We start from the raw sequence: 26,376 nt of genomic DNA, 5'->3' as shown, positions 1-26,376 counted from the left end.
GAACTACTGCGCCTGGCTGTCGCGCTCCTGCGCCTTCAGGGCGCGCTCGACGCCGGCGAGCTGCTCGATCACCAGACGACGCAGCGCGGGCACCTCGGGGTGCGCCTCCAGCCAGCGGTGGGTGGTGTCGACCAGCTCCTGGCTGACGATCGGCGGGTAGAAGCCCTGGATGATGTACGACGCGATCTGGTAGCTGCGGTTCGTCCAGACGTCGACGAGCGCGTCGAAGTAGGGCTCCATCAGACCCGCGAGATCGCTCATGTCGTTGACGTGCTGGTAGCCGACGCCGGAGCTGCGCAGCACGACGTTCGACATCGTCGCGTCCGAGATCGCCCCCTCCAGGGCGGCGCGCTTGCCGGCGAAGGTGGGCAGCGTCGCACGCGCGCGAGCCGCGGCCTGCTGGCCGTTCGCGGTGTTGTCCTTCTCCAGCGCCGCCGCGATCTCGTCCTCGCCGGCCTCGCCCACGAGCACGAGCCCCTCCAGGAGCTCCCACGCGAGGTCGGTGTCGATCTCGAGGTCATCCAGCGCGATCGACCCGTTCAGCAGGCCGCGCAGCGCCTCCGCGTGCTCGGCCGTCGAGGCGAGGTTCGCGAAGAACTTGACGAACTGGAACTGGGCGTCCGAGCCGGCATCCGCCTCGCTGGCGAGAGTCCACAGGGCGTCGCCGACCTGGCGGATCGTCTCGTCGCGGATCTCCGGCGCGACGTAGGCGCGCGCCGCGGTCGACAGCTGCGTGAGGGCGAGCCGCATCGTGGTCGACTCGGTCTCGGTCGCGATGTTGTTGAGCACCAGCTGCACGTAGTCGCGCGGAGCGGCCTCGGCGTCGCGGGTCGCATCCCACGCCGCGCCCCAGACGAGCGCGCGCGCGAGCGGGTCGTCGATGTCGGCCAGGTGCGCGATGGCGGTGTCGAGCGACTCGTCGTCGAGGCGGATCTTCGCGTAGGCGAGGTCGTCGTCGTTGAGCAGCACGAGGGCGGGCTTGCTCAGCCCGACCAGCTCGGCGACCTCGGTCTCGGCGACCGCGTCGAGGTCGAGCTCGACGCGGTGGGTGCGCACGAGCTTCGTGCCGGCGCCGGTCTTCTCGTAGAAGCCGACCGCGAGGCGGTGCGGGCGCAGCGTCGGGTAGTCCGGGTGCGCCGACTGAAGGATGCGGAAGCTCGTGATGCGGCCGTCGGCGTCGGTCTCGATCTCCGGCTTGATCGTGTTCACGCCGGCCGTCTCCAGCCACAGCTTCGACCAGGTCGTCAGCTCGCGTCCGCTCGTCGTCTCGAGCTCGCGCAGCAGGTCGGCGAGCTCGGTGTTGCCGTACTCGTGCTTGCGGAAGTAGGCGCCGACGCCGGCGAAGAACTCGTCGATGCCGACCCACGCGGCCAGCTGCTTGAGCACCGAGCCGCCCTTGGCGTAGGTGATGCCGTCGAAGTTGACCTGCACGTCTTCGAGGTCGTTGATGGTGGCCACGATCGGGTGCGTCGAGGGCAGCTGGTCCTGGCGGTAGGCCCAGCTCTTCTCCATCGCCTGGAAGGTGGTCCACGCCTCGGTCCACTCGGTGGCTTCGGCCGTCGCGATGGTCGAGGCCCACTCGGCGAACGACTCGTTCAGCCACAGGTCGTTCCACCAGCGCATGGTGACCAGGTCGCCGAACCACATGTGGGCCAGCTCGTGCAGGATCGTGACGACGCGGCGCTCGCGGATCGCATCCGTCACCTTCGAGCGGAAGATGTAGGTCTCGGTGAAGGTGACCGCGCCCGCGTTCTCCATCGCACCCGCGTTGAACTCGGGCACGAAGAGCTGGTCGTACTTCGCGAAGGGGTACGGGTAGCCGAACTTCTCCTCGAAGTAGGCGAAGCCCTTCTTCGTGATGTCGAAGACGTAGTGCGCGTCGAGGTACTGCATGAGCGACTTGCGGGCGTAGACGCCGAGCGGGATGGTGCGCCCGCTCGCGCTCTGCAGCTCGTCGTGGACGGACTCGTAGGGTCCCGCGATGAGCGCCGTGATGTAGCTCGAGATCCGCGGGGTGGGCTCGAAGGTCCAGGTGGCGGTCTCGCCCGCGACGACCGGCTCAGGGCTGGGGGAGTTGCTCACCACGCGCCAGGTGGAGGGGGCGGTCACGATGAACTGGAAGGTGGCCTTGAGGTCGGGCTGCTCGAAGACCGGGAAGACCCGACGGCTGTCGGGCACCTCGAACTGCGAGTAGAGGTACACCTCGCCGTCGACCGGGTCGACGAAGCGGTGCAGGCCCTCGCCGGTGTTGGTGTAGTTCATGTCGGCGACGACGCGCACGACGTTCTCGGCGGCGAGACCGTCGAGCTGGATGCGGGTGCCGTCGGCGGCGCTCGTCGCGATCGACTCGCCGTTGAGCTCGATCGAGTGCACCGCGGTGGTGATCGCGTCGAGGAAGGTGCTGGTTCCCTCGGTCGCGCGGAAGCGGATCGTGGTGTCGGCCCGGAACGTCTCGGCGCCGGTCGTCAGATCGAGGGCGATCTCATAGCTGTCGGTCTGCACCTGCGCGGCGCGTTCCTGGGCTTCGACTCGGGTGAGGTTGTCGGCGGGCACGCGGGACTCCTTCGGATGCGTTCAGGCGGCGCACATCGCGCCGACGATCCACCCTAATCGCGCAACCCGGGGAAGTCGTGACGATGCGTCAACGGTGCTTCGCGAGTTGCCCCTCCGCCGGCGTGACCGCGTCCTCCGCGTCGACCATCTCGTCGTCGTGTCCGCTCGCGAGCACGGCCTCGACGTCGTCGAGCGTGTCGTGCAGCATCGCGACGAGCCGCGTGTCGGCGTCGGGCACACAGGCCTCGGCGATGCCGAGCACCGAGGTGCGCACGATGGAGACGGCTCCGTGGCGTGCGAACTGAGCGCGGTTGACCCGCACCTGCGAGAGGTGGAAGTCCGCCCAGGAGCGCGCGTCCGGCACCGCGTCGAGCGCGGCCTCGGCCTCGTCGCGCACCTCGGCCGGGAGCTCTTCGCGCTCACCCAGCTCGCGCAGCAGCAGCAGGATGCCGACCGCCAGCGCGTGCTGCCGATCCATGCTGGCCACCGGGATCGCCGAGATCGCGGCGCGCAGAGCGATGCGAAGTCCGAGGACGTCGTCGCCGCGGGCGCCGACCACGCGGGGGATGTCGTGGATCAGCTGGGCGCGGTGCTCGTCGTCGACCAGATCGTTGACCCCGCGGGCCATGGCCGCCAGCACCGGATCGGTGCACTTGGGATGGTCGCTCCAGCGCTCGCCCGCCAGGAATGACGCGAATTCCATGAAGCAGGCGCCGGAACGCGGAGTGAAATGCCGACCGCGCGACAGATTCGGCAGCAGCTCGGGAACGAATTCGGTTCTACGCATGGGGTTCTCCCGTCGTCCGTGACTCGATTCTCCCCCCGCGCGGGGGCGCTGACAAGGGGGCCTTCGGCCCCGCCCTAGACTGAAAACAGCAACCGAAGGAGCAGGATGGCCGCCGACCAGCCGATTGTTGCCGAGCCCGTCGCGGAGTCGGGCCCGGAGCGTCGCCGGCGCTCGGCGCTGCCCTGGATCCTGCTCGCGGTGGGCGGAGCCCTGCTGCTCGCGCTCGGCATCGCGGTGGTCGCGTTCCTCCTGCCGACCGCCGTCGGCACCGCCAGCGATCCGACGGCGAGCGTCGAGCAGTTCGATCGCGCCTATGCGACGGTCGACTGCGACCTCTTCACCTCGGTGACGACGGAGGAGTTCCGCGAGATCTCCCACGGCAGCGACGACCACGGCATCTTCGACTGCACCACCTGGGAGGCGATCGCCGCCGAGTACACGGTCGACGGGGAGTACCTCTACGACCTCGAGGTGCTCGACGCCGCGACGGAAGCCGACCGGGCCATCGTGCACACCCACGAGACGGATCTGCGGGATGCCGCAGAGTACGACTACACCTACACCCTGGTGCCGAACGTCGACGGCGTCTGGGTGATCGACTCGATCGTTGAGACGGAGAACTGAGCGTGCGGATTCACATCGCCACCGACCATGCGGGGCTCGACTTCAGCCGGGAGCTGCAGGAGCACCTGCGCGCGCAGGGGCACGACGTGATCGACCACGGTCCGCAGAGCTACGACCCGCTGGACGACTACCCCTCGTTCTGCATCGGCGCGGCGCGCGGAGTCGTCCGCGACCAGACCGCGGGGGTCGAGGCGCTCGGGATCGTGTTCGGCGGTTCCGGCAACGGCGAGCAGATCGCGGCGAACAAGGTCGAGGGGGCGCGCGCGGCGCTCGTCTGGAACCAGTCCACCGCGCAGCTCGCGCGTGAGCACAACGACGCCAACGTCATCGCCATCGGGGCCCGTCAGCACGAGTTCGACGAGGTCGTCGCCCTGATCGACACGTTCATCTCGACCCCGTTCACGGGCGAGGAGCGCCACGCGCGCCGTATCGCGCAGCTCGCCGAGTTCGAGACCACGGGCGCGATCGCCGGGCACGAGATCTCCTAGCCGACCGTGCCCGAGGGCCACTCCGTCCACCGCATCGCGCGGCAGTTCGCGCGCCACTTCCTCGACGAGCCGGTCGCGGTCTCCTCTCCCCAGGGGCGCTTCGCCGCGGGCGCCGCGCAGCTCGACGGCCACACGATCGTGCAGTCGCGCGCGGTCGGCAAGCAGATGTTCCTGGAGTTCGAGCACGGGCTGTGGCTGCGCATCCACCTCGGCATGTACGGCGCGTGGGACTTCGCCGGCGAGATCAACGTCGACGACACGCTCGCCTCGGCGAACGGACGCATGGGGCAGACCAACCAGCGCGGCACGGTCGTCGGCAGTCACGAGGACTCGCCCTGGTCGATCGGGGCGCCGCGCCGGGCCCGGCTGCGCATGTCGGAGTCGGAGAAGCTCGGCGCCGAGCTCGAGACCTTCCCCCCGGAGCCGGTGGGGCAGGTGCGGGTGCGGCTGCTGACCTCCAACACGGTCGCCGACCTGCGCGGCCCGACCGCGTGCGAGGTGCTGACCGCCGAGGAGGTCGACCGGGTGCTCGCCAAGCTGGGCCCGGATCCGCTCGTCGACGACCTCGCCGAGGCCGAGGAGCGCTTCGTCGCCACGGTGCGCAAGAAGCCGACGGCGATCGCGCTGCTGCTGATGGATCAGTCGGTCGTCGCAGGGATCGGCAACGTCTACCGGGCCGAGCTGCTGTTCCGGGCGCGGCAGAGTCCGTTCACCCCCGGCCGCGACGTGCCGACGGACACCGTGCGGGCGCTCTGGCGCGACTGGGTGCACCTGCTGACGATCGGCGTCGAGACCGGCCAGATGCTCACCATGGACGGCCTCGACGACGAGGCGCACGCCCGAGCGCTCGCCAGCCGCGACGACCGGCACTGGGTGTACCACCGCACGGGGGAGCCGTGCCGCGTGTGCGGCACGCCGATCGCCATGCGCGAGCTCGGGGGACGCAAACTGTACTGGTGCCCCACCGACCAGGCCTGAGGAGTCTGCCGTGCGCTACACCCCGTATTACCTGATGACCGAGCCGGGTGAGGTCGCCCGTCTCGTGCGCGAGAACCCGTGGGCCACCTGGACCTCGCCGGCCGCGAACGGCCTCGTCGCCTCGCACTACCCGACGCTGCTCGACGAGGAGGCGACCGCCGCATCCGGCGAGCTCGTGCTGCTCACCCACTTCGGCCGCCCCGACGAGCGCGCCCACGAGCTCGGGCAGCACGAGGTGCTCGTGATCGTGCAGGGCCCGCACGGCTACATCTCGCCCAGCTGGTATCCCGACCCGAGCGACATGGTGCCCACCTGGAATCACGTCACCGCGCACCTCTGGGGCGTGCCCGAGATCCTCAGCGACGACGAGAACTTCGCGGTGCTCGGCCGGCTCGTCGACCACTTCGAGAAGCACGTGCCCGAGCCGCGTTCCCTGCAGCTTGACGAGGCCAGCGCGCGCCACATCGCCACCGGCACCATCGGCGTGCGCCTGCGCGTGACGCGCTTCGACGCGCGCGCCAAGCTCAGCCAGAACCGCACCGCCGAGGAGCGCGAGCGGATCACCGCCGAACTCCGCGGCGACGGACACTACGCGCATCCCGGCCTCGCCGACGAGATGGCGCGCCACGCATGACGCTGCTGCTGCGCCGTGCCCGCCTCGTCGGCGCCGGAGATGCGCTCGTCGACCTGCTCGTGCGGGAGGGGCGCATCGCGGCCCTCGCCCCGCGGGTGGAGGCCGATGCCGCGACCGAGGTGATCGATCTCGACGGGCGCTTCGTGCATCCGGGGCTCTGGGACGGCCACGTGCACTCCGGCCAGGTCTCGATGGCGGCCAGGCGGCTCGACGTCAGCGGAGCGGACTCGGCGGCGGAGGTGGTGGCGCTCGTGAAGGCCCGCCTCGACGTCGCTCCGCCGGCGCCGGGCGACGTGCTGCTCGGCTTCGGGTTCCGCGACGGGCTCTGGCCCGAGGAGCCGCAGCCCGAGGATCTCGAACTGGGGGAGCATGCCGTCTCGCTGGTGAGCGGCGACGTGCACACGGTGTGGAGCAACACCGCGGCGCTCGCCACCATCGGGCGGGGCCCGGATGACTGGTGGCTGCGCGAGCAGGACGCCTTCGACGCCAACATCGCCTTCTCGGTGGTGCCGGAGGCGGTGCTCGACCGCTGGGCGATCGAGGACGCGGGCGCGTGGGCGCGACGCGGCATCGTCGGCATCCACGACCTGGAGATGGAGGACGCCCCCGGAGCCTGGGCGCGGCGGGTCGCCGCCGGGTTCGGCGGGCTGCGGGTGCGCGCGGGGGTCTACCCGGCGGGGCTCGACGCGGCCGTCGGCGTGCGCACCGGGGTCGCGATCGAGGGCACGCGCGGTCTCGTCGAGGGCGGCAGCTTCAAGCTCTTCACCGACGGCTCGCTCAACACCCGCACCGCCTGGTGCGCCGAGCCCTACCCCGACCTCGAGGGCGCGGAGGCGTTCGGGCTGGCCACCTACGAGCTCGACGAACTGGTGGCGCTCGCTCGCGAGGGGCTCGCGCACGGTCTGGTGCCGACGATCCACGCGATCGGCGACCGCGCCGTCACGATGGCGCTCGACGTGTTCGCGGCGCTCGGTCCGCTGCCCGGCGGCGCGCGCGGACGGCTCGAGCACGCGCAGCTGGTCGCCGCCCGCGATCTGCCGCGCTTCGCCGAACTCGGGGTGGTGGCGAGCGTGCAGCCCGCGCACGCCCTCGACGACCGCGACGTCGCCGACCACTTCTGGGCGGGCCGCACCGACCGCGCGTTCCCGCTGCGGGCGCTGCTCGACGCCGGAGCCGAGCTCGCGCTCGGCTCGGATGCGCCGGTCGCCGCACTCGACCCGTGGCGGACGATCTCGGCGGCGGTGTCGCGCACCCGCGACGGGCTTGCGCCCTGGCACCCGGAGCAGCGCATCACGACGGCCGAGGCGCTCGCCGCCTCCGTCGGCGGCGGGCCGGCGCGCGTGGAGGTCGGGGGAGTCGCCGACCTGATCGTCCTGGAGGCCGACCCGCTCACCGCATCCGGCGAGCAGCTGGCGTCGATGACGGTCGCCGGCACCCTGCTCGGCGGAGACTGGACGCATCGCGCCCTCTGACCACCTGCACGGTGCCGCAACGACGAAGGCCGCACCCCGAGTGGGGCGCGGCCTTCGTGCGGGTGGGTGCTACTTGGTCGCGAGGTGCGCGAAGAGGAACCAGCGGTCCTTCTCGAGCCCGCGGGCGATCTCGATCGCCACATCCTGGCTGACCAGGTCGAGCTCGTCGAGCTCGTCGATCGCGGTGCGCACGGTCTTCAGCGTCGCGTCGATCGCGGCGATCACCTCGGCGATCGTGGCGTCCGCCTGCTGGAATCCGGCGCTCAGCTTCGGAGTGGTGGTCTTCGAGCCGACCGTCTGAACGCGCGCGTCCAGCGGCAGGCCGAGTGCGACGACACGCTCGGCGGCGTTGTCGGCGTACTCCTGCGCGTGCGTGACGACCACGTCGAGCAGCTCGTGCACGGCCTGGAAGTTGGCGCCGCGCACATGCCAGTGCGCCTGCTTGCCATCGATGGCGAGAGCCTGCAGATCGATGACGATCGGAGCGAGGAACTGGGCGACGCCCGACGACACGTCGGGGTCGATGGAACTTTCGGGGACTGCCTTCACGTCTGTCATGTTCGCTCCTTGTGGGTTGACGACAGATACAACGCTAGCCACCGCGGAAGATTCCGCAACGAAGGCAAGGCAGTCCTCAGCGGAGTTGCCGCACATTCCGAGCAATCGTCCGGACATTGTTCAGACGCTGCTCGTAGCGGATCGCGGCGGCGATGAGCAGCGCACCCGCGATCCCGACCCACACCCACCACGGCACCGCGTTGTAGACCAAAGTGAGCTGGTTCCAGAACTGGGTGACCAGATGCCACAGCAGCACGACGCCGCCGATCACGAACGGCGCCTGGAGCTTCGCGAACAGGCCGATGGCCAGCACGGCGAAGGAGACCACGCCGATGCCGATCACGCGCCACAGCGGGTCCTCGTCGTAGGCGGCCAGCAGCGATGGCACGAGCAGCACCGCCAGCCCCGCTCCGAGCTGCGGCCAGCTTCGGGACCCGGGTCGGCGGCGCAGGGCGATCGACCCGCGGATGAGCAGGGCCGCCGCGAGCGGAACGGTCACCCATTCGAGCGGATCCGCGACATCCGTCGTGATGAGGACGAGGCCGCCCAGCGCGCCGAGCCCGAACGCGGACCAGGAGAAGGCCCGAGCGCCGTGCGCGGGCGGCACGAGGAGGACGAGCAGCGAGATCGCGGCGAGCGCCGCCACCGAGGCGAGAGCGATCGGGTCGAGGACGGCCGGGGAGCTGCCGATCGCCCCCGCGAGCAGGGCGACGACGGTCGCCGTGCCGACGAGATAGCCGACGAACCGATCGGCGTGGGTGCCGATGCGCGACGAGTCGGCGCCGGAGACCGCCCCGAGGGCGAGCGCGGCGAGCGCGGCCAGTGCGACGACGAGCGTGCGCGCGGGCGACGCGTCGGTGGTGACGATCGCCGAGGGCACCAGCGCCAGCAGCAGCGCGGCAGCGATCAGATATGCGACGCTCGGCGGGGCGACGGCGGCGTCGCGCCTCGGTGCGTGCCAGTGGATCAGGGCGGCGACCAGCAGGATCGTGCCCGCGACCGGCAGCGCGTACGGCTCGACCTGCATGGTGTCGCTCTGCCACAGCCGCGACCAGAGCGCCGCGGCGCCGAGGGCCAGGGCGACCCAGCCGAGGTGCCTCCGCGGGGAGCGCGACTCGAACAGGCCGTCGGGCGAGATCGCGACAACCAGCGCGATGACGGCGGCGGGAAGCAGCACGATCCACGGGTCGACGCGCGGATCCGCGATCGGCGTCACCAGGGCCACGACCGCGATCGCGCCCGCGCCGAGGTCGGATGCGAGCCGGAGCCGGCCGTGCCCCGCGATCGCGAACGCGAGCCCGGCGATCACCGCGGCGAGCAGCGCGAATTCGACGCTCAGCGCGATGGCGCCCTCCGGAATGCGCGCGGCGGCGGCGAGCGGCCAGACGATCGCCGCCGCGATCCCGGGCAGCAGCAGCGCGGCGACGAAGCGCTCGGAGGCGAAGCGCGCGGTCCCGCGACGCGACACCCAGACGATCAGTCCGGTCAGCATCACGGCGCCCGCGACCGCCATCAGCCGCAGCCCGTTCGCATACTCGCGGCCCACGCCGCCGACGCCGGTGGTGACCATCATCGCGGCCAGGCCGGCGCCGGTGGCGACCCAGAACATGGCTCGCCGTTCGACGGTGCCGAGGATGCGATCCGGAAGCGTGGCGCACAGCACGACGGCGAGCGCCGCGACCGCGGCGACCGCGGCGGCCGTGGCCGTGTCGAGCACCGGGGCGGCGCGGAAATCGCCGAACTCGCGCACGAGCGCCCCGGCGAGCACCGCGCCGATCGCCAGCATCGCGGCGTCGGGAAGGACCCGCACGTCGCCTCGAATCAGCCCGCGGCCGACCGCGAGGGCGACCATCGCGAGCAGGCTGCTGGTGACCCACGCCTCCGGTGTCGTCCACGAGGCGAGGTAGGCGAGGGTCGCGCCGACGATCGCACCGCCTGCCAGCGAGATGCGGGCGCGCTCCGGATGCCCGCGGCGCACGACGAGAACCACGATCGATGCCCCGGCGATCAGCCACCACAGGAGCAGCACCAGGCCATGAATCAGGGCGAGCGGGGCGGCCAGGGCGGCGACCACGAGGGCGCCCGCGACGAGCGCGGCCCGGCGCCGGACGAGCACCCGGTCGATCAGCCACACCCCTGCGGCGATCACGACGGCGCCAGCCAGACCCAGGATGCTGGCGACGGACTCGCTCTCGACCGCATCCGCACGCGTGCCGAGGGCGACGCCCTCGCGGCCGAGGAGGGCGAACTGCGTGCCGGCGGCGAAGGCCGCGATCGTGAACGCGACGAGGGCGGCGAAGCTGCCGAGCCCGATCGCCACGAACATTCCCCCGGCGGCGACGCCGCGGCGCCCCGCGCGCACCCGGCGCAGAATCAGGTCGCCGGCGATGGCGAGCACGGCGGCGACCAGCAGCGGGCCCGAGAAGGCGAGGTCGAGGTTGTCGTCGCGCGCCGCGGCGTTGAGCGGGGCGACGATCAGCACCGCGACGGCGCCACCCACCGCGACGCCCGCCAGAACGCGCGTCGCCGGGTGCGCACCCCGCACGCTCAGCGCGGAGGCGGCGAGGGCCGCGAGGACGAGCGCGACCCCGGCGAGGGCGAGCGCGCCGACGAACTCGCGACCGGGCTCGTCGACCGCGACGAATCCGCCCGCGATCGCCGCGATGAGCCCGAGCAGCAGTGCGCCGATCATCATCAGGATGCGTTCGGCGACCCCGGCGCGGCCGCGCCGGCGCTCATCGCTCGGGATGAGCAGTCGGTGGGTGAGGGCCGCGAGGATTCCGGCCACGGCGGCGCCGAAGCCGCGGAGGGCGTCATCGTCGAGCGGCAGGATCTCGGTCGTCACCCCGAGACCGAAGACGAACACCGCCGGCGCCACGAGAGCGTGCCCGGCGATCGACGGCACGCGCAGCAGGGCGACGTGGCTCCACGCGATGAAGAACGCCGCGCACAGGGCGAGCGCGGATCCCCAGTACAGCGCCTCATCGCTCGCGGCGACGCCGAAGAAGTCGTTCTCGCGGATCGCCCAGGCGTCCAGCACCACGAGCAGCGCGCCGAGCGCGGCGATGCCCTCGGCGGTGCTGGTGAGACCGCGTCGGCGCAGCGTCGAGGCGACGATGATCGCGGCCACGGTGACGGCTCCCACGATGAGGGAGCGCGCGACGACCCCGTAGTTGATGAAGGCGTAGACGAGCCCGAACACCGCGAAGGTCGACAGCAGCGAGACGCCGATGACGACAAGCGTGATCTGCACGCTCGAGCGCCGCGGCCGTGCCGGGGCGAGTGGTGTCGGCGGGGTGGCTGCAGCGGGGTGCTCTGCCGCGGGTGCTGCTGCGGGCGCCTCCGTTGCCGGCTGGGGAGCCGTCGTCGGTTCGGCCGCCGCTGCAGGCTCGGCGGCAGCCGCGGGCGCGGAAGCAGCCGCGGGCGCGGAGGGTGCGGCGTCGCGGCGGGCGGCGCGCATCCGCCCGATGAGGGCCGCGCGCTTCTCGAGGGCCGCGGCGGCGTCCTCGGAGGCAGCCGCGAGCTCGTGCGCGAGCGGGTCGTCGAGGTTCAGCCCGCACCGGCCGCAGGTGAGCGAGGTGAGCGGCGTCAGGCACGCGGGGCATCGCCCCAGGTCGCGCAGTTCCCGCGCCCGGGTGCCCAGCTGCGACTCTCTCAGAGGTGAGGATGAGTTTGACTCGGTCATCACCGCTCACGTTAGCCCGCGTCGGGCGAAAGCGCGTCAGATTTCAGTCGCGCCGTCGCGGCACGGTCTGGCGGGGTGTGATCAGGCGGCGGTGTGGCGACCGGCGCGGCGATCCAGAGCGTCATTGATGTAGTCAATGCTCCAGGTCTGGATCTCGGCGCGGTCTTCCTGGATCCGGTTGGTCCAGGCCATGCCGTTCCACCAGCGTAGCTGGGGAATGCCGAGCGGGTCACGGTACCAGCCAGCGGGAATGGCGGGGCTGGACGGGGTAATCGTCGTCACGGGGGTGCTCCTTCGCGGGAGAAGCGGGGATGGAGTGTCCACGACGGGGATCGTGGTAATCCGCATGCTATACCCCCCACTACGGGGGGCGCGAGGGTTATTTGGGAATTTCTCAGCGCCGAGCGAACGTGACTCCGCGGCGGAGGTTACGCGACGGCGCCCGCGAGGTTGTGCGACCAGGTCTGGAACTCGGCGCGGTCTTCCTGGATGTGGTTCGTCCACGCGATGCCGTTCCACCAGCGCAGCTGGGGGATGCCGAGCGGGTCGCGGTACCAACCGGCGGGGGCGGCGGGCGTCTGGGGGGTGACGACAGTCATGAGGGTGCTCCGGGGGGACGGGCGCCACGCGATCTGGGGGGAGCGTGGCGAGGGGGGGTGAACGTCTTCGAAGTTACTCCGGGGGAGACAGAGTCCCCCATCCCCAGAGCGGGGGGCAAAAAGGGGGACGATTCGGGGTACAAAAGCGCCACGGGGTGCTGAATAGCCGAGAGAACCCCTGATTTTGCCGTGTTCCGTGGGACTTCCGTCCCTCGGATTCCGGGGCCAGTTCGACGACGATGGGGGCATGGCCGTCATCGAAAACTCCAAGCTCGCGATCGTCGGCGCGGGCGCCGTCGGGACCTCACTCGCGTTCTCTGCGCTGCTGCGGGGCAGCGCGCGCGAGGTCGCCCTCTACGACATCCGCACCGACAAGGTCGAAGCCGAGGTGCTCGACCTGGCGCACGGGACCGCGTTCACGGGGGCGTCGCGGATCACCGGCGGCTCCGACATCGGGGTCGTGCACGGCGCGAACGTCGTCGTCGTGACGGCGGGCGCGAAGCAGGAGCCGGGACAGTCGCGCCTCGACCTCGCCGGCGCCAACGTGGCGATCCTCCGTAACCTCATGCCGGCGCTCGTCGAGCAGGCACCGGACGCGATCTACATGCTCGTCACGAACCCGTGCGACGTTCTGACCGTCGCGGCGCACCGCTTCGGCGGGCTGCCCGCCAACCGCGTGTTCTCTTCGGGCACGGTGCTCGACTCCTCGCGCCTCAAGTGGCTGCTGGCCGAGCGGGTGGGCGTCGCCCCGTCGAGCGTGCACGCGATGATGGTGGGGGAGCACGGCGACTCGGAGTTCCCGCTCTGGTCGCAGGCCCGCATCGGGCCGATCCCGATCCGCGACTGGGCGCCCGCCGGCCGTCGGGCGCTGGACGGCGCCGAACTGGACCGCATCGCCGACGACGTCGTGCACGCCGCCTACAAGGTCATCGCGGGCAAGGGAGCCACCAACTACGCGATCGGCGTCTCCGGAGCGCGCATCGTCGAGGCGATCCTGCGCGACGAGCACGCGATCCTGCCGGTGAGCTCGATCCTGACCGACTACCACGGCGTCTCCGGCGTCGCGCTCTCGGTGCCGACGATCGTCGACTCGTCCGGCATCTCCGAGGTGCTGCCGCTGCCCTTCAGCGACGAGGAGACGGCGCGCTTCCAGGCGTCCGCGGAGGTCGTCGCGACGTCGATCCAGACGCTGGGGCTCGACTAGCGCCGACGCGCACGGAGCAGACGTCGCGAGGACTCCAGCACCGCCGCGGCGTCGGGGCGCCGCGCTGGCTGTCGCGCCGTCATGTCTCGAAGCAGGGGGCGCCAGGCGCGGGGCACGCCGCGTTCGACGACCGGATCGCGTTCGAGCCGAGCGGCCATCGACTCTCGGAACGGGCCCGGGAACTCACGACGCCCGGTGAAGAGCTCGAGCAGGACAAGGCCCAGCGAGTAGATGTCCGTCGGGGCGCCGACGCTCTGCCCCGTCGCCTGCTCCGGGCTGAGGTAGGCGGCTGTGCCGACCGCGACATCCGAGTCGCCGGGGGTCGATCCGCCGATCACCGCGATGCCGAAGTCCGTCAGTCGGGCTCGGCGCCGCAGCGACGGCGTCCCGTAGTCGACGAGCATGATGTTCGTCGGGGTGACGTCGCGGTGCACGACCCCGTGGGAGTGAATGTAGGCGAGCGTCTCCGCGACCTCGAACCCGAGCTCGCCGATGGCGCGCGTGCTCAGCCGGTGGGCCTGAGCGGCATCCTGCAGGGTCATTCCCGAGACGTACTCCATCACGAGGAACGGCCGCGGGTCTTCCCGCTGCGAGAGGTCGACGCCGGCGTCGATGATTCCGACGATCCCGTGGTGGGCGAGCCCGGCGAGCGCCCGAAGCTCGTCCCCGTGGCGTTCGAGTTCGCGTGCGGTGCCGGCGTGGAAGAGCTTGATCGCCACCGGGCGACCCAAGGTCTCGTCGACCCCGCGGAACACCGTGGCGCTGCCCCCGCGGCCGATCCGCTCCAGCGGACGGTAGCGGCCGAGCAGCAGCGGCGCGTCGAATGGCCCGGGCGCGTCAACGCGCTGGCTGAGGTCCTCGTGTGGCTCGCCGGCTCTCACCGATCGACTCACCCCCCCCAGCTCGACGTCGCGCCGCGCGAAACGCGAGGCGTCTTGGAAGACTAACTTCCTGAGACCGGGTCGACTAGTCTCGCGATGCGAAGGGGGAGCATCGTGTCAACAGCAGCAGCCGATGTTCGACGGCGCAACAATGTGCGGGTTCGCGGGCGGGCCGACGGGCGACCGATCGTCTTCGCGCACGGGTTCGGATGCGAGCCAGGAGATGTGGCGGCATGTCGAGGTGGCGTTCCGGGATCGGTTCACGACGGTGACCTTCGATCACGTCGGATCGGGCGGCTCAGACCTGAGCGCCTACGACCGGGGCAAATACGACTCGCTGCACGGCTACGCCGACGATCTGCTCGAGATCCTGGATGAGCTCGGACTCAACGACGTCGTGTTCGTCGGGCACTCGGTGAGCGCGATGATCGGCGTCCTCGCCGCGACCCGAGACCCCGCGCGGTTCGGTTCGCTCGTGCTCGTCGGCCCCAGCCCGCGGTACGTCGACGACGGCGACTACGTCGGCGGGTTCACCGAGTCCGACATCGACGGCATGCTGGACACCCTTGACGCCAACTATCTGGGCTGGTCGTCGGCGATCGCGCCGGTCATCATGGGCAATTCGGAGCGCCCCGAGCTCGGGGAGGAGCTGACGGCGAGCTTCTGCAGCGTCGACCCCGAGATCGCTCGGCACTTCGCCCGCGTCACCTTCCTGTCGGACAACCGGCTCGACCTCGCCGAGGTGACCACGCCGACCGTCGTGCTCCAGTGCACCGACGACGTGATCGCGCCGGACGCGGTCGGCGAGTACGTCGCGGACAACATCCCCGGTGCGCGGCTTGTCCGCCTGGATGCGCGCGGGCACTGCCCGAACCTCTCGGCGCCCGAGGAGCTTGCCGCCGCCATCGCCGAGTCGGTGGGATGAGCGAACGCGACGAGCCGACCGAGGTGTCGAGGTATCACCAGGCCCCGTGCGGGCTGATGTCGACCACGATCGACGGTGTCATCCTCGGAATGAACAGCACCCTTCGGGAGTGGCTGGGACTCGCACCCGACGACGTCGCGAGTCGCACCTTCTCGTCGCTGCTGACGGCCTCGGGCCAGCTTTTCTACGACACGCGATACCTTCCCGTGCTGCGCCTGCGCGGAGCGGTGAGCGAGGTCGCGCTGACGTTCGCCCGGTCTGACGGCTCGGAACTTCCCGCCTTCGTCTCTGCCCGGTGGTCGACAGCCGAGGGCGAGTCGTCGAGCGACGTGCAGGTGGCCGTCTTCGATGCGCGCGAGCGGCGCGACTACGAGCGCGAACTGCTGGCGGCGCGCCGCGCCGCCGAGTCGTCGGCGACGCGCGTGCGCGTGCTCCAGGAGGCAGGTGTCGTGATCGGCGACGCGCGCACCGCTGCGGAGGCGGGCGGCGCTCTGGCGGACGCGGTGCGACGGGCTTTCGACGCGACGGCGGTGACCATCTCGTCGGTCGGCGCGACGGGACTCGCGACGCTCGCCGGCGAGCGTCGCGTCGAGGAGCGGCTCGCGGTCGAGAGCGCGGCTCTCGGCACCGGGGCGCTGGCGGTTGCCCACGTCGCCGACGAGCGGGATCCGGCGACCGCGGCGGCGCTTCGCCGCGGGCGCGTCGAGACGGCCGTCGCGGCGCCGCTGGTCGGCGATGCCGAGACGCTCGGCATCACGACGATCTGCTTCGGTCGACGGCGCGACTGGAGTGATCAGGACGGCGAACTCCTGCAGGCGCTGGGGCGCATCGCCGTCAATGCGCTGGACCGCATCGCCCTGCACGAGCAGCTTCGTCACGGTGCCACGCACGATCAGCTCACGGGCCTTGCGAACCGACGGCTGCTCGCCGACGCGGTCGACGAGGTCGCGCAGCGCTCCCGCGACGCGCACGAGCCGTTCGCGGTGATCGTGGTCGATCTGAACGCCTTCAAGCAGGTGAACGACCGTCACGGTCATCTCGCCGGCGATGCCGTGCTGCAGGCCGCCGCCGTGCGCTTGCGTTCGGTGGTGCGCGACCACGATGTGGTCGCCCGGATCGGCGGCGACGAGTTCGTCATCGTCTGCGGCGGGGTCGACCTCGTCGAGGCCGAGCTGATCGCCGAACGGGCGCAGCGGGCGCTCGCCGAGTCCGTGGAGGCCGCTCCCGGAGTCGTACTCGGGGCGAGCGTCGGCGTCGCCGTGTGTTCGCCGAACGACACGCGCACGATCGAGGAGCTGTTTCGCGACGCGGACGCGGCGATGTACCGCGCGAAGACGAGGGCAGCGGGGCGGTCGGCGCCCACCGCGGAGAGCGCGACGGGAATCGAACCCGCGTAGCGAGTTGTCGGCGCTCGTGTCGATGATCCTCACCGGCGTCCCGGAGTTCCGTTTCCCCGACCGAACTGAGAGAATTGTCGCGATGCCGACGCACGGTCGGCCTCCCGGACGAGACGCGCCGTACCCGGACCGCACGACGACGCTCCCAGAGGGGGCCGTCATGCTCGACCAGATCGTCCAAATCGCCGGATCGCTGCTGGTTCTCACCGCATTCGTTGCGGCTCAGCGCGGCTGGCTCAACCCGCAGTCACGCCGGTACCTCGTGCTCAACCTCGTCGGCTCGGCCGTTCTCGCCGTCGAGGCGGCAATCGGCGGCCAGTGGGGGTTCCTGCTGCTGGAGGCGGTGTGGGCGGTCGTCTCGGCCGTCGCCCTGGTCAAGGCCGTGATCGGCGGCGCGCAGCGCAAGCGGGAGCGGTCGCTGGCATCGCTCTGAGTCGGGCTTCGGGTGGAGGGGATGACGGGAATCGAACCCGCGTCATCAGTTTGGAAGACGGAGGCACTCCCATCTCTACGACATCCGCACCGACACGGTCGAAGCCGAGGTGCTGCCGGTGCGGTTCGACGGCGACGAACTCGCGCGGTTCCGGGCCTCTGCCTACGTGGTCGCTCACGCGCTCGAGGCGGTCGGTCTGGGCTGAGCGCTGACGATCACTCGCAGCGGATCGAGATTGCGCCGGGAACGGGGTCTCCGGTCACCTGGCTGGTGAACGTGACGAGCGACAGGAGAAATCCATCGCCCGCCTCGACGCTGATCGGCGATCCGGTGACGCCGAACTGCGCGACCTCATCGCCGGTTCCGGCGACGTAGGCGAACTCTCGCGGGTACGCGAGGGTGATGAACTTGGGTTCGGCTCCGACGCTCACCACGAGGTGCGGTGCCCCTTCGTCAGGAACGCCGACGAGGTTGAGCTTGGCGTCGCCGAAGCCGGTTGCGGGGTCCATGATGCAGACGTCGAACACGCTGTCGCCTCGCTTGAACTCCATCCAGATGCCGTCGACGATCACGACGCCTGTGCCGGGTGCCAGCGTCGAGGGGTCCGGAATGTCGGCGGGGTCGGCGAGTTTGACGGCGGCATCGTCGCCGGTGTCGCTGCTGCCGTCCTCGTTGGCGCTGTCGGCCTGATCCGCGTCATTGTTCGCGGCGCTGAGCCCGGTCGGTCCTTCGGACGCGCAGGCGCTCACAAACGTCAACAGCGCGAGAGCCGCGCCGACGCGGGCGGAGACGGCGAGTGAGGTCATGGGTCGAGTCAACCGAGGGTGCCGTGGAGCCTGCAATGAGCAGTTCCCTTAGGTGGCTCGCGCGGGGGAAAACGGAGGGGATGACGGGAATCGAACCCGCGTAATCAGTTTGGAAGACTGAGGCTCTACCATTGAGCTACATCCCCGTCGGCCGTCGGAACGGCCGGGATTGAGTGTAGCGCAGGAGCGCGGCGCCCCCGTTCAGGACGGGTTGGCGTGGTCCATCCACCACTCGGTGAACGAGGTGGCCGTCTTGTCGGCGGCGAGCCGGATCAGCCAGAGGTTCGAGTAGGCGCGGCCGTCCGCGTAGCGGGTCACGCCTTCGACGATCGCGAGGTCGCCCTCGGTCGCGACGACGTCATGCTCGAAGGTCCACGAATCCGCCGCATCCTGACGGCGCAGCCATTCGGCGACGATGGCCTCGCGGCCGACCACCGGATCGCTGAAGGCGTCGAAGCGGTATTCGGCCTTCTCGGCGAAGAGCGCGCCGATCTCGGCGGGGTCGTTCGACTTCCAGGCCCGCAGGTATCCGGCGACCCAATCCTTGGCCGCACGTCGTGACTCGTCCATGAGTCAAGAATGCGCCTCGCAGTGGAGAAACAACACCCGCGACCCGCCGGGCGCCCGCCGGGCGCCCGTCGGTGCCGCTACCGGTGGCTCGCGACGATGTCCGCCGCGCGCTCCGCCAGATACGGTCCCAATGTGATGACGAAGGTGCGCGTCAAGTGCCCGCTGCTGCGGTAGGCGATCGCGTTGCCGATGATCGGCGTGCACGGGTCCCCGGGGCAGATGAGATCGTTGAGATCGATGACGGCGACGCGGTCGGCTGAGGTGGCCGCGACGGAGAGAGCGTCGATGTCAGAAAGCGCCTCCGTGCGATCGAGTGAGCACTGCTCGTTGATCGAGTCGCGATTGTCGTTCAAGCATGCGATGTACTCGTTGCGAGTCCGCGGCGGCGAGGCGATCGCGACGATCAGCGTCTCGTCGGAGGCGTGCCGCCGCCATGTCTCCTGGTATCCGGCGACGAGGGTGTCCGAGGCGGCGCGACCCGATGCCGTGGTGAAGATCACGTCGTACGGTTCGACCTCGTTGAGGTATTCGTCGATGAGATCATTCCACAGCAGGCATTCCTCGCTCCGGGATGCATTCGTCGGCGCCGAACTCCACGCACAGCTTCGGCGCGAGGCGATGTCGATTCGCCAGTTGTTGAGTTCCGCGGTGGTCTCGTAGGCGGCGACCAGTGCTCCGTTGAACGAATCCCCCAGCGCGAGAACACGAAGGTCGTAGCCCGAAGCCGGCCCGAGCGTGCACACGTTCACCGTGGGCGGCGAATCCCCGCTCCAGCACTCGGCTCGGTTCGAGTCGTCCGTGCGCAGCACCTCAAGCGGCGGAAGGACGGGGCCGTCCATGTCTGTCGGGCAGGACAGGGCGGGGTCGGCGGACCCGGCACCGAGGCACCCCAGATCGCCGGTCTCGAGCCTGTCGATGTAGGCGAGCAGTTCGTCTCGTTCTCGCTCGGTCACGGTGATCCCGGCCCACGCAACGCCGGCAACGAGAGACATCGCGGCGATCGCCGCGACGACGACCGTGCGCTTTCGCACGCGGAGAGAGCCAATGGCTGTCGCGAACCGGGCGGGATCTTCGATCGTCCGTTTCGTGAACCAGGCCAAGGCGAGCGTCCCCGTGATGATCACCGCCTTGGTGGTGATTCCCATCTGGTCGAGCTCACCGGGTGTGAACTGGATGATCGGCCAGTGCCACAGATAGATGCCGTACGAGATGCCGCCGGCCCACAGCACGGGGGCGAAGGAGGAGACCCGCCCGAACCATGACCGGTTCCCTGCCGCGATCACCGCCAGCGTGCCGACGACAGGAAGAAGAGCGATCCAGCCGGGAAACGGAGTCTCCTCGGTGATCAGGAACGCGGAGAGGACGATCGCGACGGCGCCGCCGACGGCGACGAGCGTCGACCATCGCTGCGGAACGCGAAGCGAGACGAACGCGGCGAGGCCTCCCGCAAGGAATTCCCAGAGGCGCAGCGGGGTCGCGAAGTACGCCGTGTCGGGAGCCGATGAAGAGAAGATCACGCTGGCAATGAAGCTCGCGGTGAAGAGCGTGACGAGGAGCACCAGGATCGCGTTGTCCCGCTGCCTGCTGAGGCGACCCGTCGCCACCACGACCAGCGCAAAAAGCACGGGGAGCAGAAGGTAGAACTGCTCTTCGACTCCGAGCGACCAGAACTGCTGCACCGGCGACGGGTCGTAGTCCGCACGGAGGTAGTCGATCGCGTTGTAGGCCAGAAGCCAGTTCTCCGAGAAGAACACCGCGGCGACGACTTCCTGCAGATACTGGATCCGGTTCTCACCTTGGGCAAGGAGCCAGGACGCGATCGCGGTCGTGAACAGGACAACGAGGGCGAGGGGCAGGATGCGGCGGATGCGGCGTGTCCAGAAGCCGGCGAGGTCGATGCGTCCGGTGTCGCGGAGCTGGCGCACGAGATGGCCGATGATCAGGTAGCCGGAGATCACGAAGAAGATGTCGACCCCGATGAATCCGCTTGGGATGCGTTCGGGCCAGAGGTGGAACGCGAAGACCAGGCCGACAGCGACGGCGCGGAGGCCCTGGATTTCGGGAAGGAGTCCGTCGCTCTTGCGCGCAATGGGCACAGTGGGGCGCTCAAGAGAAGTCGACACAGAGTCCATTATTGAGGGCACCGGCCGCGGTTCCGGCGCCGCTGCTCAGTTCGAGCACGCGCGCGGCGGCGCCCGCCGGCTCCGCAAAGAACACCCGCAGTCACTCTCGGCTAGACTTACCGCGGCCATTCGTCGGTGAGCCGTGCCCGCACGTCACTCACTGTGCCGCCCCGCCCGCCGCGAACATCGGCGGCGGGACGAAACATCCGGGGCGTAGCTCAGCTTGGCTAGAGCGCCCGCTTTGGGAGCGGGAGGTCGCAGGTTCAAATCCTGTCGCCCCGACGAAGCCCATCCAGACACCTTCAGGAGATACCAGACCTATGGTCAGCACGACCGTCGAGAAGCTTTCCCCCACGCGCGTCAAGCTCAGCATCACCGTGACGCCCGAGGAGCTCAAGCCCTCCATCGACCACGCCTACAAGCACATCGCCGAGTCGGTCAACATTCCCGGCTTCCGCAAGGGCAAGGTTCCGCCGCCCATCATCGACCAGCGCGTCGGCCGCGCCGAGGTGCTCAACCACGCGGTGAGCGAAGGCCTCGACCGCCTCTACCGCGAGGCAGCCCAGGAGGAGAAGCTCCGCCCGCTCGGGCGCCCCTCCGCCGACGTCACGCAGTGGCCGAGCGAGAAGGACTTCTCCGGCGACCTGCTCGTCGAGGTCGAGGTTGACGTTCGTCCCGACTTCGAGCTGCCCAAGTACGACGGCCTCAAGCTCGAGGTCGAGCCCGTCAGCGTCTCGCCCGACGACGTCGAGACCGAGCTCGAGAACCTCCGCACCCGCTTCGGCACCCTCGTCACCGTCGACCGTCCGGCCAAGAAGGGCGACTTCGTGTCGCTCGACCTGACCGCCACGATTGGCGGCAACGAGGTCGACACCGCCTCCGGCATCAGCTACGAGCTCGGCTCGGGTGAGCTGATCGACGGCATCGACGACGCCGTGGAGACCCTCACCGCGGGTGAGGAGACCACCTTCGAGTCGGAGCTGCTCGGCGGCGACAACGCCGGCGAGAAGGCGCAGATCGCCGTGACGGTGCTTGCCGTCAAGGAGCGCGAGCTGCCCGAGGCCGACGACGAGTTCGCTCAGATCGCCAGCCAGTTCGACACCATCGGCGAGCTGCGTGCCGACCTGCGCGAGCAGCTCGAGAAGTCGGCCACCTTCGGTCAGGGCGCCGCGGCGCGCGACAAGATCGTCGACGTTCTCCTTGAGAAGGTCGAGATCCCCGTCCCGCAGCAGCTCATCGATGACGAGGTGAACCGCCACCTTGAGAACGAGAACCGTCTCGAGGACGACGAGCACCGCGCCGAGGTCGCCGTCTCGAGCGAGAAGACGTTCCGCACCCAGATCCTCCTCGACGCGATCGCCGAGAAGGAAGAGGTGAAGGTCAGCCAGCAGGAGCTCACCAACTACCTCGTTCAGGCGTCGCAGCAGTACGGCATGGAGCCGGGCGAGTTCATCCAGGTGCTCGACCAGAACGGCCAGATCCCGGCCATGGTCGGCGAGGTCGCGCGCAGCAAGGTCCTCGCGGTCGTGCTCGGCAAGGCCAAGGTCGTCGACACCAAGGGCAAGGCCGTGGACGTCTCCGCGTTCACCGCTGCCGTGCTCGGTGAGGGTGACGACGAGTCGAACGCCGCCGACCTTCTGGCCGCCGCGGGCGCCGACGACGAGCACGCGGGTCACAACCACTAAGACAAACGTCTGAGCGGGGCGGCACACTGGGTTCATGACTCGGTGTGCCGCCCTTCTTCGTGGAGTGAACGTCGGCGGGGTGAAGATCCGCATGGCGGAGCTGGCCGAACTCGTCACGGGCCTGGGCTTCGCCGAGGTTCGCACCGTGCTCGCGAGCGGCAACGTGCTGTTCGAGACCGACGAAGAGACGGATGCCGCCGCAGCGCGACTCGAGACGGCGCTGCGCGACCGGTTCGGCTACGAGGCGTGGGTGCATGTGCTGCCGCTGGACGCGATCCGCCGGATCGTGGATGCCTACCCCTTCGAGCGCGGACGAGACGGCTGGCACGACTACGCGATCGTCGCCGTGCGGCCGGAGGTGCGCGAGGAACTCCTCGCCGTCGAACTCGACCCGGAGGCCGAACGAGCGGCGCCGGGGGCGGGCGTCATCTACTGGACGGTGCCGCAGGGATCCACGATCGACTCGCGGCTGGGCAAGGCGCAGGCGGCGGCGCGGATGAAGCCGTGGATCACGACCCGCAACCTCAACACGCTTGAGAAGCTGCTGCGCTGAGTCGTCAGTCTTGCCAGTCTCGTCAGTCTCGTCAGTCGAGCAGTTCGGTCGCGTAGGCCTCAACCGACGCCCGGTAGCTCGTGAGGTGCGGGGCGAGCGCGAGCAATGCCGCGGCCAGCGCCTCCGTCGGGCGGCCGAGCGACGCCAGCGACAGTGCCGCGAACGCCATCGCCTCGTCGGCCAGAGGATGGTCAGGACGGTCGGCGAACTCGGCGCGCAGCAGCTCCAGTGCCTCCTCCGCGCGGTCCAGGTTCCGGAGGGTGCTCGCCAACTGGATGACCGCCCGCCCGCGGCGCTCGTCGCCAAGACCTGCGGCGAGTGCTGCCCGATACAGCGGTTCGGCCGCAGCTTCGTTCCCGAGGAAGTCCTGCACGCTCGCTGCCTCGAAGAGCGCGGCCGTATCTCCGGGTGGACGTTCGGCGACCAGAGCATTGATCGCCGCCGCCACCTCGTCCTCGGTGCGGTGCGCCGCGTCGGCCCACGCCGCTGCTACCCGCGACTCCCAGTCGTCCTGCATCCTTCGACAGTAGACGTGCGCTCACGCCCACGGCGGCTGTGCCGCCTTTTGTTCGCCGTGCGCTCACGCCCACGGCGGCTGTGCCGCCTTTTGTTCGCCGTGCGCTCACGCCCACGGCGAACATGCCCAAGTCGAGGCGGGCTCGCCGGTAGATTCGAACTCGACACCACAGAACAGGAGTCCCTTCCATGGCTGAAACGGCATTCCCGCCGAGCGTCTTCGACCGCCTTCTCAAAGACCGCATCATCTGGCTCGGATCTGAGGTGCGCGACGACAACTCGAACGAGATCGCGGCGAAGCTCCTGCTGCTCGCGGCCGAGGACCCCGAGAAGGACATCTACCTCTACATCAACTCGCCCGGTGGCTCGATCACCGCGGGCATGGCGATCTACGACACGATGCAGTTCGTGCCGAACGACATCGTCACCGTCGGCATCGGCATGGCGGCCTCGATGGGGCAGCTGCTCCTCACGGCCGGCACCAAGGGCAAGCGCTACATCACCCCCAACGCGCGTGTGCTGCTGCACCAGCCGCACGGCGGGTTCGGCGGAACCAGCTCCGACATCCAGACGCAGGCCGCGCTCATCCTCGACATGAAGAAGCGCCTGGCCGAGATCACCGCCGAGGCGACCGGCAAGACCGTCGAGCAGGTCAATGCCGACGGCGACCGCGACCGCTGGTTCGACGCGCAGGAAGCGCTTGAGTACGGCTTCGTGGACCACATTCGCGAATCCGCCTCCGACGTCGTCGGTGGCGGCGGCACGAACGACAAGAAGTAGCCGGCGAGCCCGAGACGAAGGACAACAACTCAGATGGAAACCCCGAACTTCTCCGCGGCCGGCGACCTGGCGCAGCGGATGCCCGGCTCGCGCTACATCCTCCCCAGCTTCGAGGAGCGCACCGCCTACGGCTTCAAGCGTCAGGACCCCTACGCCAAGCTCTTCGAGGACCGCATCATCTTCCTCGGCGTGCAGGTGGATGACGCCTCCGCCGACGACGTGATGGCGCAGCTTCTCGTGCTCGAGAGCCAGGACCCGGACCGCGACATCGTCATGTACATCAACTCGCCCGGTGGATCCTTCACCGCGATGACGGCGATCTACGACACGATGCAGTACATCCGCCCGCAGGTGCAGACGGTGGTGCTCGGCCAGGCGGCCTCGGCCGCCGCGGTCATTCTCGCGGCGGGCACGCCCGGCAAGCGCCTCGCGCTTCCGAACGCGCGCGTGCTCATCCACCAGCCCGCCGTCGGCGAGGCCGGCCGCGGTCAGGCCTCCGACATCGAGATCCAGGCGGCCGAGGTGCTGCGTCTGCGCACCTGGCTGGAGGAGACGCTGTCGAAGCACTCCAACCGCACCGCCGAGCAGGTCAACACCGACATCGAGCGCGACAAGATCCTGTCGGCCGCCGAGGCGCTGGAGTACGGCCTCATCGACCAGGTGCTCACGAGCCGCAAGACGGGCAACGCGCTCGTCAAGTAGCACCGCTCGCATCACGCACGTGTGGCCCCGGACTCAGTCCGGGGCCACACGTCGTTTCTCAGAACGATGTCGCGGCTAGGCGCGGCGGCGCGTCAGCAGCACGGTGACGACGATGGTCGCCGCGACGGCGCCGACAGCGCCGAGGATCCACCACGCGTCCGAGCTGAGGGCGGATGCCTCCGCGTCGGAGGGCTCCTCGGGCGCGGCGTCCGTGGGCTCGGGGTCCGCCGGGGTCGGCGCGACTCCGCAGGTGGGAGCCGAGGCGCTTCCCGCCGACCCGACGAACTCGTCCGCCGGAGCCCACGTGAAGCCGTAGCTCCCGCTCACGGTGTGGCCGTCGGCCGAGACGAGCTGCCACGTGATCGTGTACTCGCCCGGATCGCCGATCGCCGCCGTCGTGAACATTGACGACCCCGAGATCCGCGTGCAGCCGTCGCCGTAGTAGAGGCCCGCCGCATCCTGCACCAGGAACGCGAAGCCGTTGCCGTCGCCGCCGAGGTCGAGCAGCGAGTCGCTCGTGCGGATCTCGAAGCTCTCCGGCAGCTCGGACACCACCTCACCCTCGGCGGGGTTGGTGAAGACGACCGAGTTGTGCGCGAGGGCGGGGGAGGCGAGGCCGAGCACGGCGGCGGCAGCGAGCGCTGCCACCGCCATGCCGGCACGAGTTGACCGGGTCATGATTCCGATCGGACGCCGCGGCGCGAGGCGATGGCGGCGACGATGCCGGCGGTGCCGACGACGAGGCCGCCGATGCCGAGCGCGCGGGCGAGCACGTCGGTCGACGACGCGGTGCCGGCCTCCGACGCCGTCATCTCCTCGTCGGCTGCGGCGTCGTGCTCGTCGCCGTCCTCGGTGTGCCCGTGCGCGTCCGCGACGGCGGCGCTGAGCGTCACGGTCGGGGTGTCCTCGCCCTCCCAGACAGTCTCGCCGACCTCGCAGGTCTGCGTGACCGGGAACGAGAGCGTGGTTCCCGCCTCCAGGTCGGGCAGCAGCGCCTGCACATCGAACTGCTGACGGTAGCCGTCGGGCAGTCCGCCGTCGGTCGCCGTGTAGACGACCTGCGCGACGCGCTCGGTCACCTCGTTGCCGTGGGCGTCGGTGGTGGCGGCGACCTCGACGGTCACCTTCGATGCCTCCCAGCCCGCGACGACGGTCGGGGTGGCGGCGGTGATCTCCTCGGGCCACTCGATCGAGATCGCGGTGGTCGGCGAGCCGTCGCAGCCGTGCGGCACGCTGAACGAGAGCAGAGCGTACGAGCCGGCTGCCGTGGTCGAGGCGCTGACGCCGACGTGGGCGCTCGCGGGCAGCGCGCCCGCGAGGGCGAGCAGGGTTCCGGCGCCGAGGGCGATGCCGGCCTTGGTGAGGGTGGTGTTCTTCATAGGGAAATCAGGTCCAATTCATCGTGGTGCGCACGCGCGCACGC

The 26,376-nt window shown here is 70.2% G+C and carries 26 protein-coding genes, 2 tRNA genes and 1 riboswitch; of the genes, 14 read left to right on the top strand and 14 right to left on the bottom strand.

The window, feature by feature from the left end; genetic code table 11:
* Positions 1–3 precede the first annotated feature (3 nt).
* Entirely contained in the window at positions 4–2,553 is a 2,550-nt protein-coding gene (gene pepN / locus AC0L6Y_RS07350; protein WP_473550205.1) for an aminopeptidase N, read from the bottom strand.
* 88 nt (positions 2,554–2,641) lie between these two features.
* Entirely contained in the window at positions 2,642–3,340 is a 699-nt protein-coding gene (locus AC0L6Y_RS07345; protein WP_473550201.1) for a hypothetical protein, read from the bottom strand.
* A gap of 105 nt (positions 3,341–3,445) precedes the next feature.
* Between AC0L6Y_RS07345 and AC0L6Y_RS07340 the strand changes: the two genes are divergently transcribed.
* The 5 genes from AC0L6Y_RS07340 to AC0L6Y_RS07320 are packed head-to-tail and all read left to right on the top strand — an operon-like array spanning position 3,446 to position 7,536.
* Positions 3,446–3,964, top strand: a complete 519-nt coding sequence (locus AC0L6Y_RS07340) for a hypothetical protein (RefSeq protein WP_473550198.1) — start codon at positions 3,446–3,448, stop codon at positions 3,962–3,964.
* 2 nt (positions 3,965–3,966) lie between these two features.
* Positions 3,967–4,452 (top strand): ribose-5-phosphate isomerase, encoded by a 486-nt coding sequence (locus AC0L6Y_RS07335; protein ID WP_473550195.1) that lies wholly within the window; start codon positions 3,967–3,969, stop codon positions 4,450–4,452.
* Positions 4,453–4,458: 6 nt separating this feature from the next.
* The gene (locus tag AC0L6Y_RS07330) at positions 4,459–5,430 is read left to right on the top strand and encodes an Fpg/Nei family DNA glycosylase (protein ID WP_473550192.1); all 972 of its coding nucleotides are present in this window, start codon (positions 4,459–4,461) and stop codon (positions 5,428–5,430) included.
* A gap of 10 nt (positions 5,431–5,440) precedes the next feature.
* Positions 5,441–6,064 carry an FMN-binding negative transcriptional regulator gene (locus AC0L6Y_RS07325; RefSeq protein WP_473550189.1) on the top strand — a complete coding sequence of 208 codons (624 nt, stop codon included), beginning with the start codon at positions 5,441–5,443 and terminating at the stop codon, positions 6,062–6,064.
* On the top strand, positions 6,061–7,536 hold the full coding sequence (locus tag AC0L6Y_RS07320; protein ID WP_473550187.1) for an amidohydrolase: 1,476 nt from the start codon (positions 6,061–6,063) through the stop codon (positions 7,534–7,536). The genes AC0L6Y_RS07325 and AC0L6Y_RS07320 overlap by 4 nt, the downstream gene beginning before the upstream one ends.
* A gap of 69 nt (positions 7,537–7,605) precedes the next feature.
* Here AC0L6Y_RS07320 and AC0L6Y_RS07315 read toward each other — a convergent pair whose 3' ends face one another.
* From AC0L6Y_RS07315 to AC0L6Y_RS07300, 4 genes are all read right to left on the bottom strand, one after another.
* Entirely contained in the window at positions 7,606–8,094 is a 489-nt protein-coding gene (locus tag AC0L6Y_RS07315; protein ID WP_473550184.1) for a Dps family protein, read from the bottom strand.
* Between the two features lie 76 nt (positions 8,095–8,170).
* Complete coding sequence (locus tag AC0L6Y_RS07310; RefSeq protein ID WP_473550180.1) at positions 8,171–11,779, bottom strand: SCO7613 C-terminal domain-containing membrane protein; 3,609 nt, start codon at positions 11,777–11,779, stop codon at positions 8,171–8,173.
* A gap of 81 nt (positions 11,780–11,860) precedes the next feature.
* Positions 11,861–12,061: a DUF2510 domain-containing protein gene (locus tag AC0L6Y_RS07305; protein WP_473550177.1), complete on the bottom strand. Its 201-nt coding sequence runs from the start codon at positions 12,059–12,061 to the stop codon at positions 11,861–11,863.
* A 146-nt stretch (positions 12,062–12,207) separates the two neighbouring features.
* Entirely contained in the window at positions 12,208–12,378 is a 171-nt protein-coding gene (locus AC0L6Y_RS07300) for a DUF2510 domain-containing protein (RefSeq protein ID WP_473550174.1), read from the bottom strand.
* A gap of 247 nt (positions 12,379–12,625) precedes the next feature.
* Here AC0L6Y_RS07300 and AC0L6Y_RS07295 point away from each other — a divergent pair, with 247 nt between their 5' ends.
* On the top strand, positions 12,626–13,582 hold the full coding sequence (locus AC0L6Y_RS07295; RefSeq protein ID WP_473550171.1) for an L-lactate dehydrogenase: 957 nt from the start codon (positions 12,626–12,628) through the stop codon (positions 13,580–13,582).
* On the opposite strand, the gene AC0L6Y_RS07290 is transcribed toward AC0L6Y_RS07295, so the two are convergent.
* Positions 13,579–14,463: a serine/threonine-protein kinase gene (locus tag AC0L6Y_RS07290; RefSeq protein WP_473550167.1), complete on the bottom strand. Its 885-nt coding sequence runs from the start codon at positions 14,461–14,463 to the stop codon at positions 13,579–13,581. The two genes, AC0L6Y_RS07295 and AC0L6Y_RS07290, sit on opposite strands and share 4 nt — an antisense overlap.
* A 133-nt stretch (positions 14,464–14,596) precedes the next feature.
* Here AC0L6Y_RS07290 and AC0L6Y_RS07285 point away from each other — a divergent pair, with 133 nt between their 5' ends.
* From AC0L6Y_RS07285 to AC0L6Y_RS07275, 3 genes are all read left to right on the top strand, one after another.
* Positions 14,597–15,388 carry an alpha/beta fold hydrolase gene (locus AC0L6Y_RS07285; RefSeq protein WP_473550164.1) on the top strand — a complete coding sequence of 264 codons (792 nt, stop codon included), beginning with the start codon at positions 14,597–14,599 and terminating at the stop codon, positions 15,386–15,388.
* Positions 15,385–16,785, top strand: a complete 1,401-nt coding sequence (locus tag AC0L6Y_RS07280; RefSeq protein WP_473550161.1) for a diguanylate cyclase domain-containing protein — start codon at positions 15,385–15,387, stop codon at positions 16,783–16,785. Before AC0L6Y_RS07285 ends, AC0L6Y_RS07280 begins: the two co-directional genes overlap by 4 nt.
* A 79-nt stretch (positions 16,786–16,864) precedes the next feature.
* Positions 16,865–16,931: riboswitch (guanidine-III (ykkC-III) riboswitch) on the top strand.
* 14 nt (positions 16,932–16,945) lie between these two features.
* Positions 16,946–17,218 carry a CBU_0592 family membrane protein gene (locus AC0L6Y_RS07275; protein WP_473550158.1) on the top strand — a complete coding sequence of 91 codons (273 nt, stop codon included), beginning with the start codon at positions 16,946–16,948 and terminating at the stop codon, positions 17,216–17,218.
* A 215-nt stretch (positions 17,219–17,433) separates the two neighbouring features.
* Here AC0L6Y_RS07275 and AC0L6Y_RS07270 read toward each other — a convergent pair whose 3' ends face one another.
* The 4 genes from AC0L6Y_RS07270 to AC0L6Y_RS07255 all read right to left on the bottom strand — a co-directional run bounded on the left by AC0L6Y_RS07270 (position 17,434) and on the right by AC0L6Y_RS07255 (position 20,717).
* On the bottom strand, positions 17,434–18,024 hold the full coding sequence (locus tag AC0L6Y_RS07270) for a hypothetical protein (protein ID WP_473550155.1): 591 nt from the start codon (positions 18,022–18,024) through the stop codon (positions 17,434–17,436).
* Positions 18,025–18,099: 75 nt separating this feature from the next.
* Positions 18,100–18,170: transfer RNA gene (locus AC0L6Y_RS07265), tRNA-Gly, on the bottom strand.
* A 55-nt stretch (positions 18,171–18,225) separates the two neighbouring features.
* Complete coding sequence (locus tag AC0L6Y_RS07260; protein WP_473550152.1) at positions 18,226–18,594, bottom strand: nuclear transport factor 2 family protein; 369 nt, start codon at positions 18,592–18,594, stop codon at positions 18,226–18,228.
* 77 nt (positions 18,595–18,671) lie between these two features.
* Positions 18,672–20,717 (bottom strand): acyltransferase family protein, encoded by a 2,046-nt coding sequence (locus AC0L6Y_RS07255; protein WP_473550149.1) that lies wholly within the window; start codon positions 20,715–20,717, stop codon positions 18,672–18,674.
* A 207-nt stretch (positions 20,718–20,924) separates the two neighbouring features.
* Between AC0L6Y_RS07255 and AC0L6Y_RS07250 the strand changes: the two genes are divergently transcribed.
* From AC0L6Y_RS07250 to AC0L6Y_RS07240, 3 genes are all read left to right on the top strand, one after another.
* A tRNA-Pro gene (locus tag AC0L6Y_RS07250) sits at positions 20,925–20,999 on the top strand.
* A gap of 38 nt (positions 21,000–21,037) precedes the next feature.
* Entirely contained in the window at positions 21,038–22,402 is a 1,365-nt protein-coding gene (tig, locus tag AC0L6Y_RS07245; RefSeq protein ID WP_473550141.1) for a trigger factor, read from the top strand.
* A 34-nt stretch (positions 22,403–22,436) separates the two neighbouring features.
* Entirely contained in the window at positions 22,437–22,955 is a 519-nt protein-coding gene (locus AC0L6Y_RS07240) for a DUF1697 domain-containing protein (protein WP_473550138.1), read from the top strand.
* A 31-nt stretch (positions 22,956–22,986) separates the two neighbouring features.
* Here AC0L6Y_RS07240 and AC0L6Y_RS07235 read toward each other — a convergent pair whose 3' ends face one another.
* Positions 22,987–23,472 (bottom strand): tetratricopeptide repeat protein, encoded by a 486-nt coding sequence (locus AC0L6Y_RS07235; RefSeq protein ID WP_473550136.1) that lies wholly within the window; start codon positions 23,470–23,472, stop codon positions 22,987–22,989.
* A 188-nt stretch (positions 23,473–23,660) separates the two neighbouring features.
* On the opposite strand from AC0L6Y_RS07235, the gene AC0L6Y_RS07230 reads away from it, so the two are divergent.
* Positions 23,661–24,251: an ATP-dependent Clp protease proteolytic subunit gene (locus tag AC0L6Y_RS07230; RefSeq protein ID WP_473550132.1), complete on the top strand. Its 591-nt coding sequence runs from the start codon at positions 23,661–23,663 to the stop codon at positions 24,249–24,251.
* 33 nt (positions 24,252–24,284) lie between these two features.
* A complete protein-coding gene (locus AC0L6Y_RS07225) occupies positions 24,285–24,953 on the top strand; it encodes an ATP-dependent Clp protease proteolytic subunit (protein ID WP_473550130.1) in 669 nt (222 codons plus the stop codon).
* Positions 24,954–25,028: 75 nt separating this feature from the next.
* Here the strand turns inward: AC0L6Y_RS07225 and AC0L6Y_RS07220 are convergent, their stop codons facing one another.
* On the bottom strand, positions 25,029–25,631 hold the full coding sequence (locus AC0L6Y_RS07220; protein WP_473550127.1) for a copper resistance CopC family protein: 603 nt from the start codon (positions 25,629–25,631) through the stop codon (positions 25,029–25,031).
* Positions 25,628–26,332, bottom strand: coding sequence for a YcnI family copper-binding membrane protein (locus AC0L6Y_RS07215; protein WP_473550123.1), 705 nt, complete (start codon positions 26,330–26,332; stop codon positions 25,628–25,630). The genes AC0L6Y_RS07220 and AC0L6Y_RS07215 overlap by 4 nt, the downstream gene beginning before the upstream one ends.
* Between the last annotated feature and the right edge of the window lie 44 nt (positions 26,333–26,376).

It is taken from the genome of Pseudolysinimonas sp. 10J20-29 (assembly GCF_055809595.1).
Note: the sequence above shows the minus strand (reverse complement) of the source record. Positions and strands in the feature narration are given on the sequence as shown.

Excerpts from the sequence above, each read along its gene's own strand:
- AC0L6Y_RS07340 (WP_473550198.1), top strand. The coding sequence starts at position 3,446 with ATGGCCGCCGACCAGCCGATTGTTGCCGAGCCCGTCGCGGAGTCGGGC.
- AC0L6Y_RS07240 (WP_473550138.1), top strand. The coding sequence starts at position 22,437 with ATGACTCGGTGTGCCGCCCTTCTTCGTGGAGTGAACGTCGGCGGGGTG.
- AC0L6Y_RS07275 (WP_473550158.1), top strand. The coding sequence starts at position 16,946 with ATGCTCGACCAGATCGTCCAAATCGCCGGATCGCTGCTGGTTCTCACC.
- AC0L6Y_RS07235 (WP_473550136.1), bottom strand. The coding sequence starts at position 23,472 with ATGCAGGACGACTGGGAGTCGCGGGTAGCAGCGGCGTGGGCCGACGCG.
- AC0L6Y_RS07270 (WP_473550155.1), bottom strand. The coding sequence starts at position 18,024 with ATGACCTCACTCGCCGTCTCCGCCCGCGTCGGCGCGGCTCTCGCGCTG.
- AC0L6Y_RS07285 (WP_473550164.1), top strand. The coding sequence starts at position 14,597 with ATGTTCGACGGCGCAACAATGTGCGGGTTCGCGGGCGGGCCGACGGGC.
- AC0L6Y_RS07345 (WP_473550201.1), bottom strand. The coding sequence starts at position 3,340 with ATGCGTAGAACCGAATTCGTTCCCGAGCTGCTGCCGAATCTGTCGCGC.
- AC0L6Y_RS07320 (WP_473550187.1), top strand. The coding sequence starts at position 6,061 with ATGACGCTGCTGCTGCGCCGTGCCCGCCTCGTCGGCGCCGGAGATGCG.
- AC0L6Y_RS07225 (WP_473550130.1), top strand. The coding sequence starts at position 24,285 with ATGGAAACCCCGAACTTCTCCGCGGCCGGCGACCTGGCGCAGCGGATG.
- AC0L6Y_RS07300 (WP_473550174.1), bottom strand. The coding sequence starts at position 12,378 with ATGACTGTCGTCACCCCCCAGACGCCCGCCGCCCCCGCCGGTTGGTAC.
- AC0L6Y_RS07310 (WP_473550180.1), bottom strand. The coding sequence starts at position 11,779 with ATGACCGAGTCAAACTCATCCTCACCTCTGAGAGAGTCGCAGCTGGGC.
- AC0L6Y_RS07220 (WP_473550127.1), bottom strand. The coding sequence starts at position 25,631 with ATGACCCGGTCAACTCGTGCCGGCATGGCGGTGGCAGCGCTCGCTGCC.
- AC0L6Y_RS07230 (WP_473550132.1), top strand. The coding sequence starts at position 23,661 with ATGGCTGAAACGGCATTCCCGCCGAGCGTCTTCGACCGCCTTCTCAAA.
- tig (WP_473550141.1), top strand. The coding sequence starts at position 21,038 with ATGGTCAGCACGACCGTCGAGAAGCTTTCCCCCACGCGCGTCAAGCTC.
- AC0L6Y_RS07295 (WP_473550171.1), top strand. The coding sequence starts at position 12,626 with ATGGCCGTCATCGAAAACTCCAAGCTCGCGATCGTCGGCGCGGGCGCC.
- AC0L6Y_RS07315 (WP_473550184.1), bottom strand. The coding sequence starts at position 8,094 with ATGACAGACGTGAAGGCAGTCCCCGAAAGTTCCATCGACCCCGACGTG.
- AC0L6Y_RS07260 (WP_473550152.1), bottom strand. The coding sequence starts at position 18,594 with ATGGACGAGTCACGACGTGCGGCCAAGGATTGGGTCGCCGGATACCTG.
- AC0L6Y_RS07215 (WP_473550123.1), bottom strand. The coding sequence starts at position 26,332 with ATGAAGAACACCACCCTCACCAAGGCCGGCATCGCCCTCGGCGCCGGA.
- AC0L6Y_RS07280 (WP_473550161.1), top strand. The coding sequence starts at position 15,385 with ATGAGCGAACGCGACGAGCCGACCGAGGTGTCGAGGTATCACCAGGCC.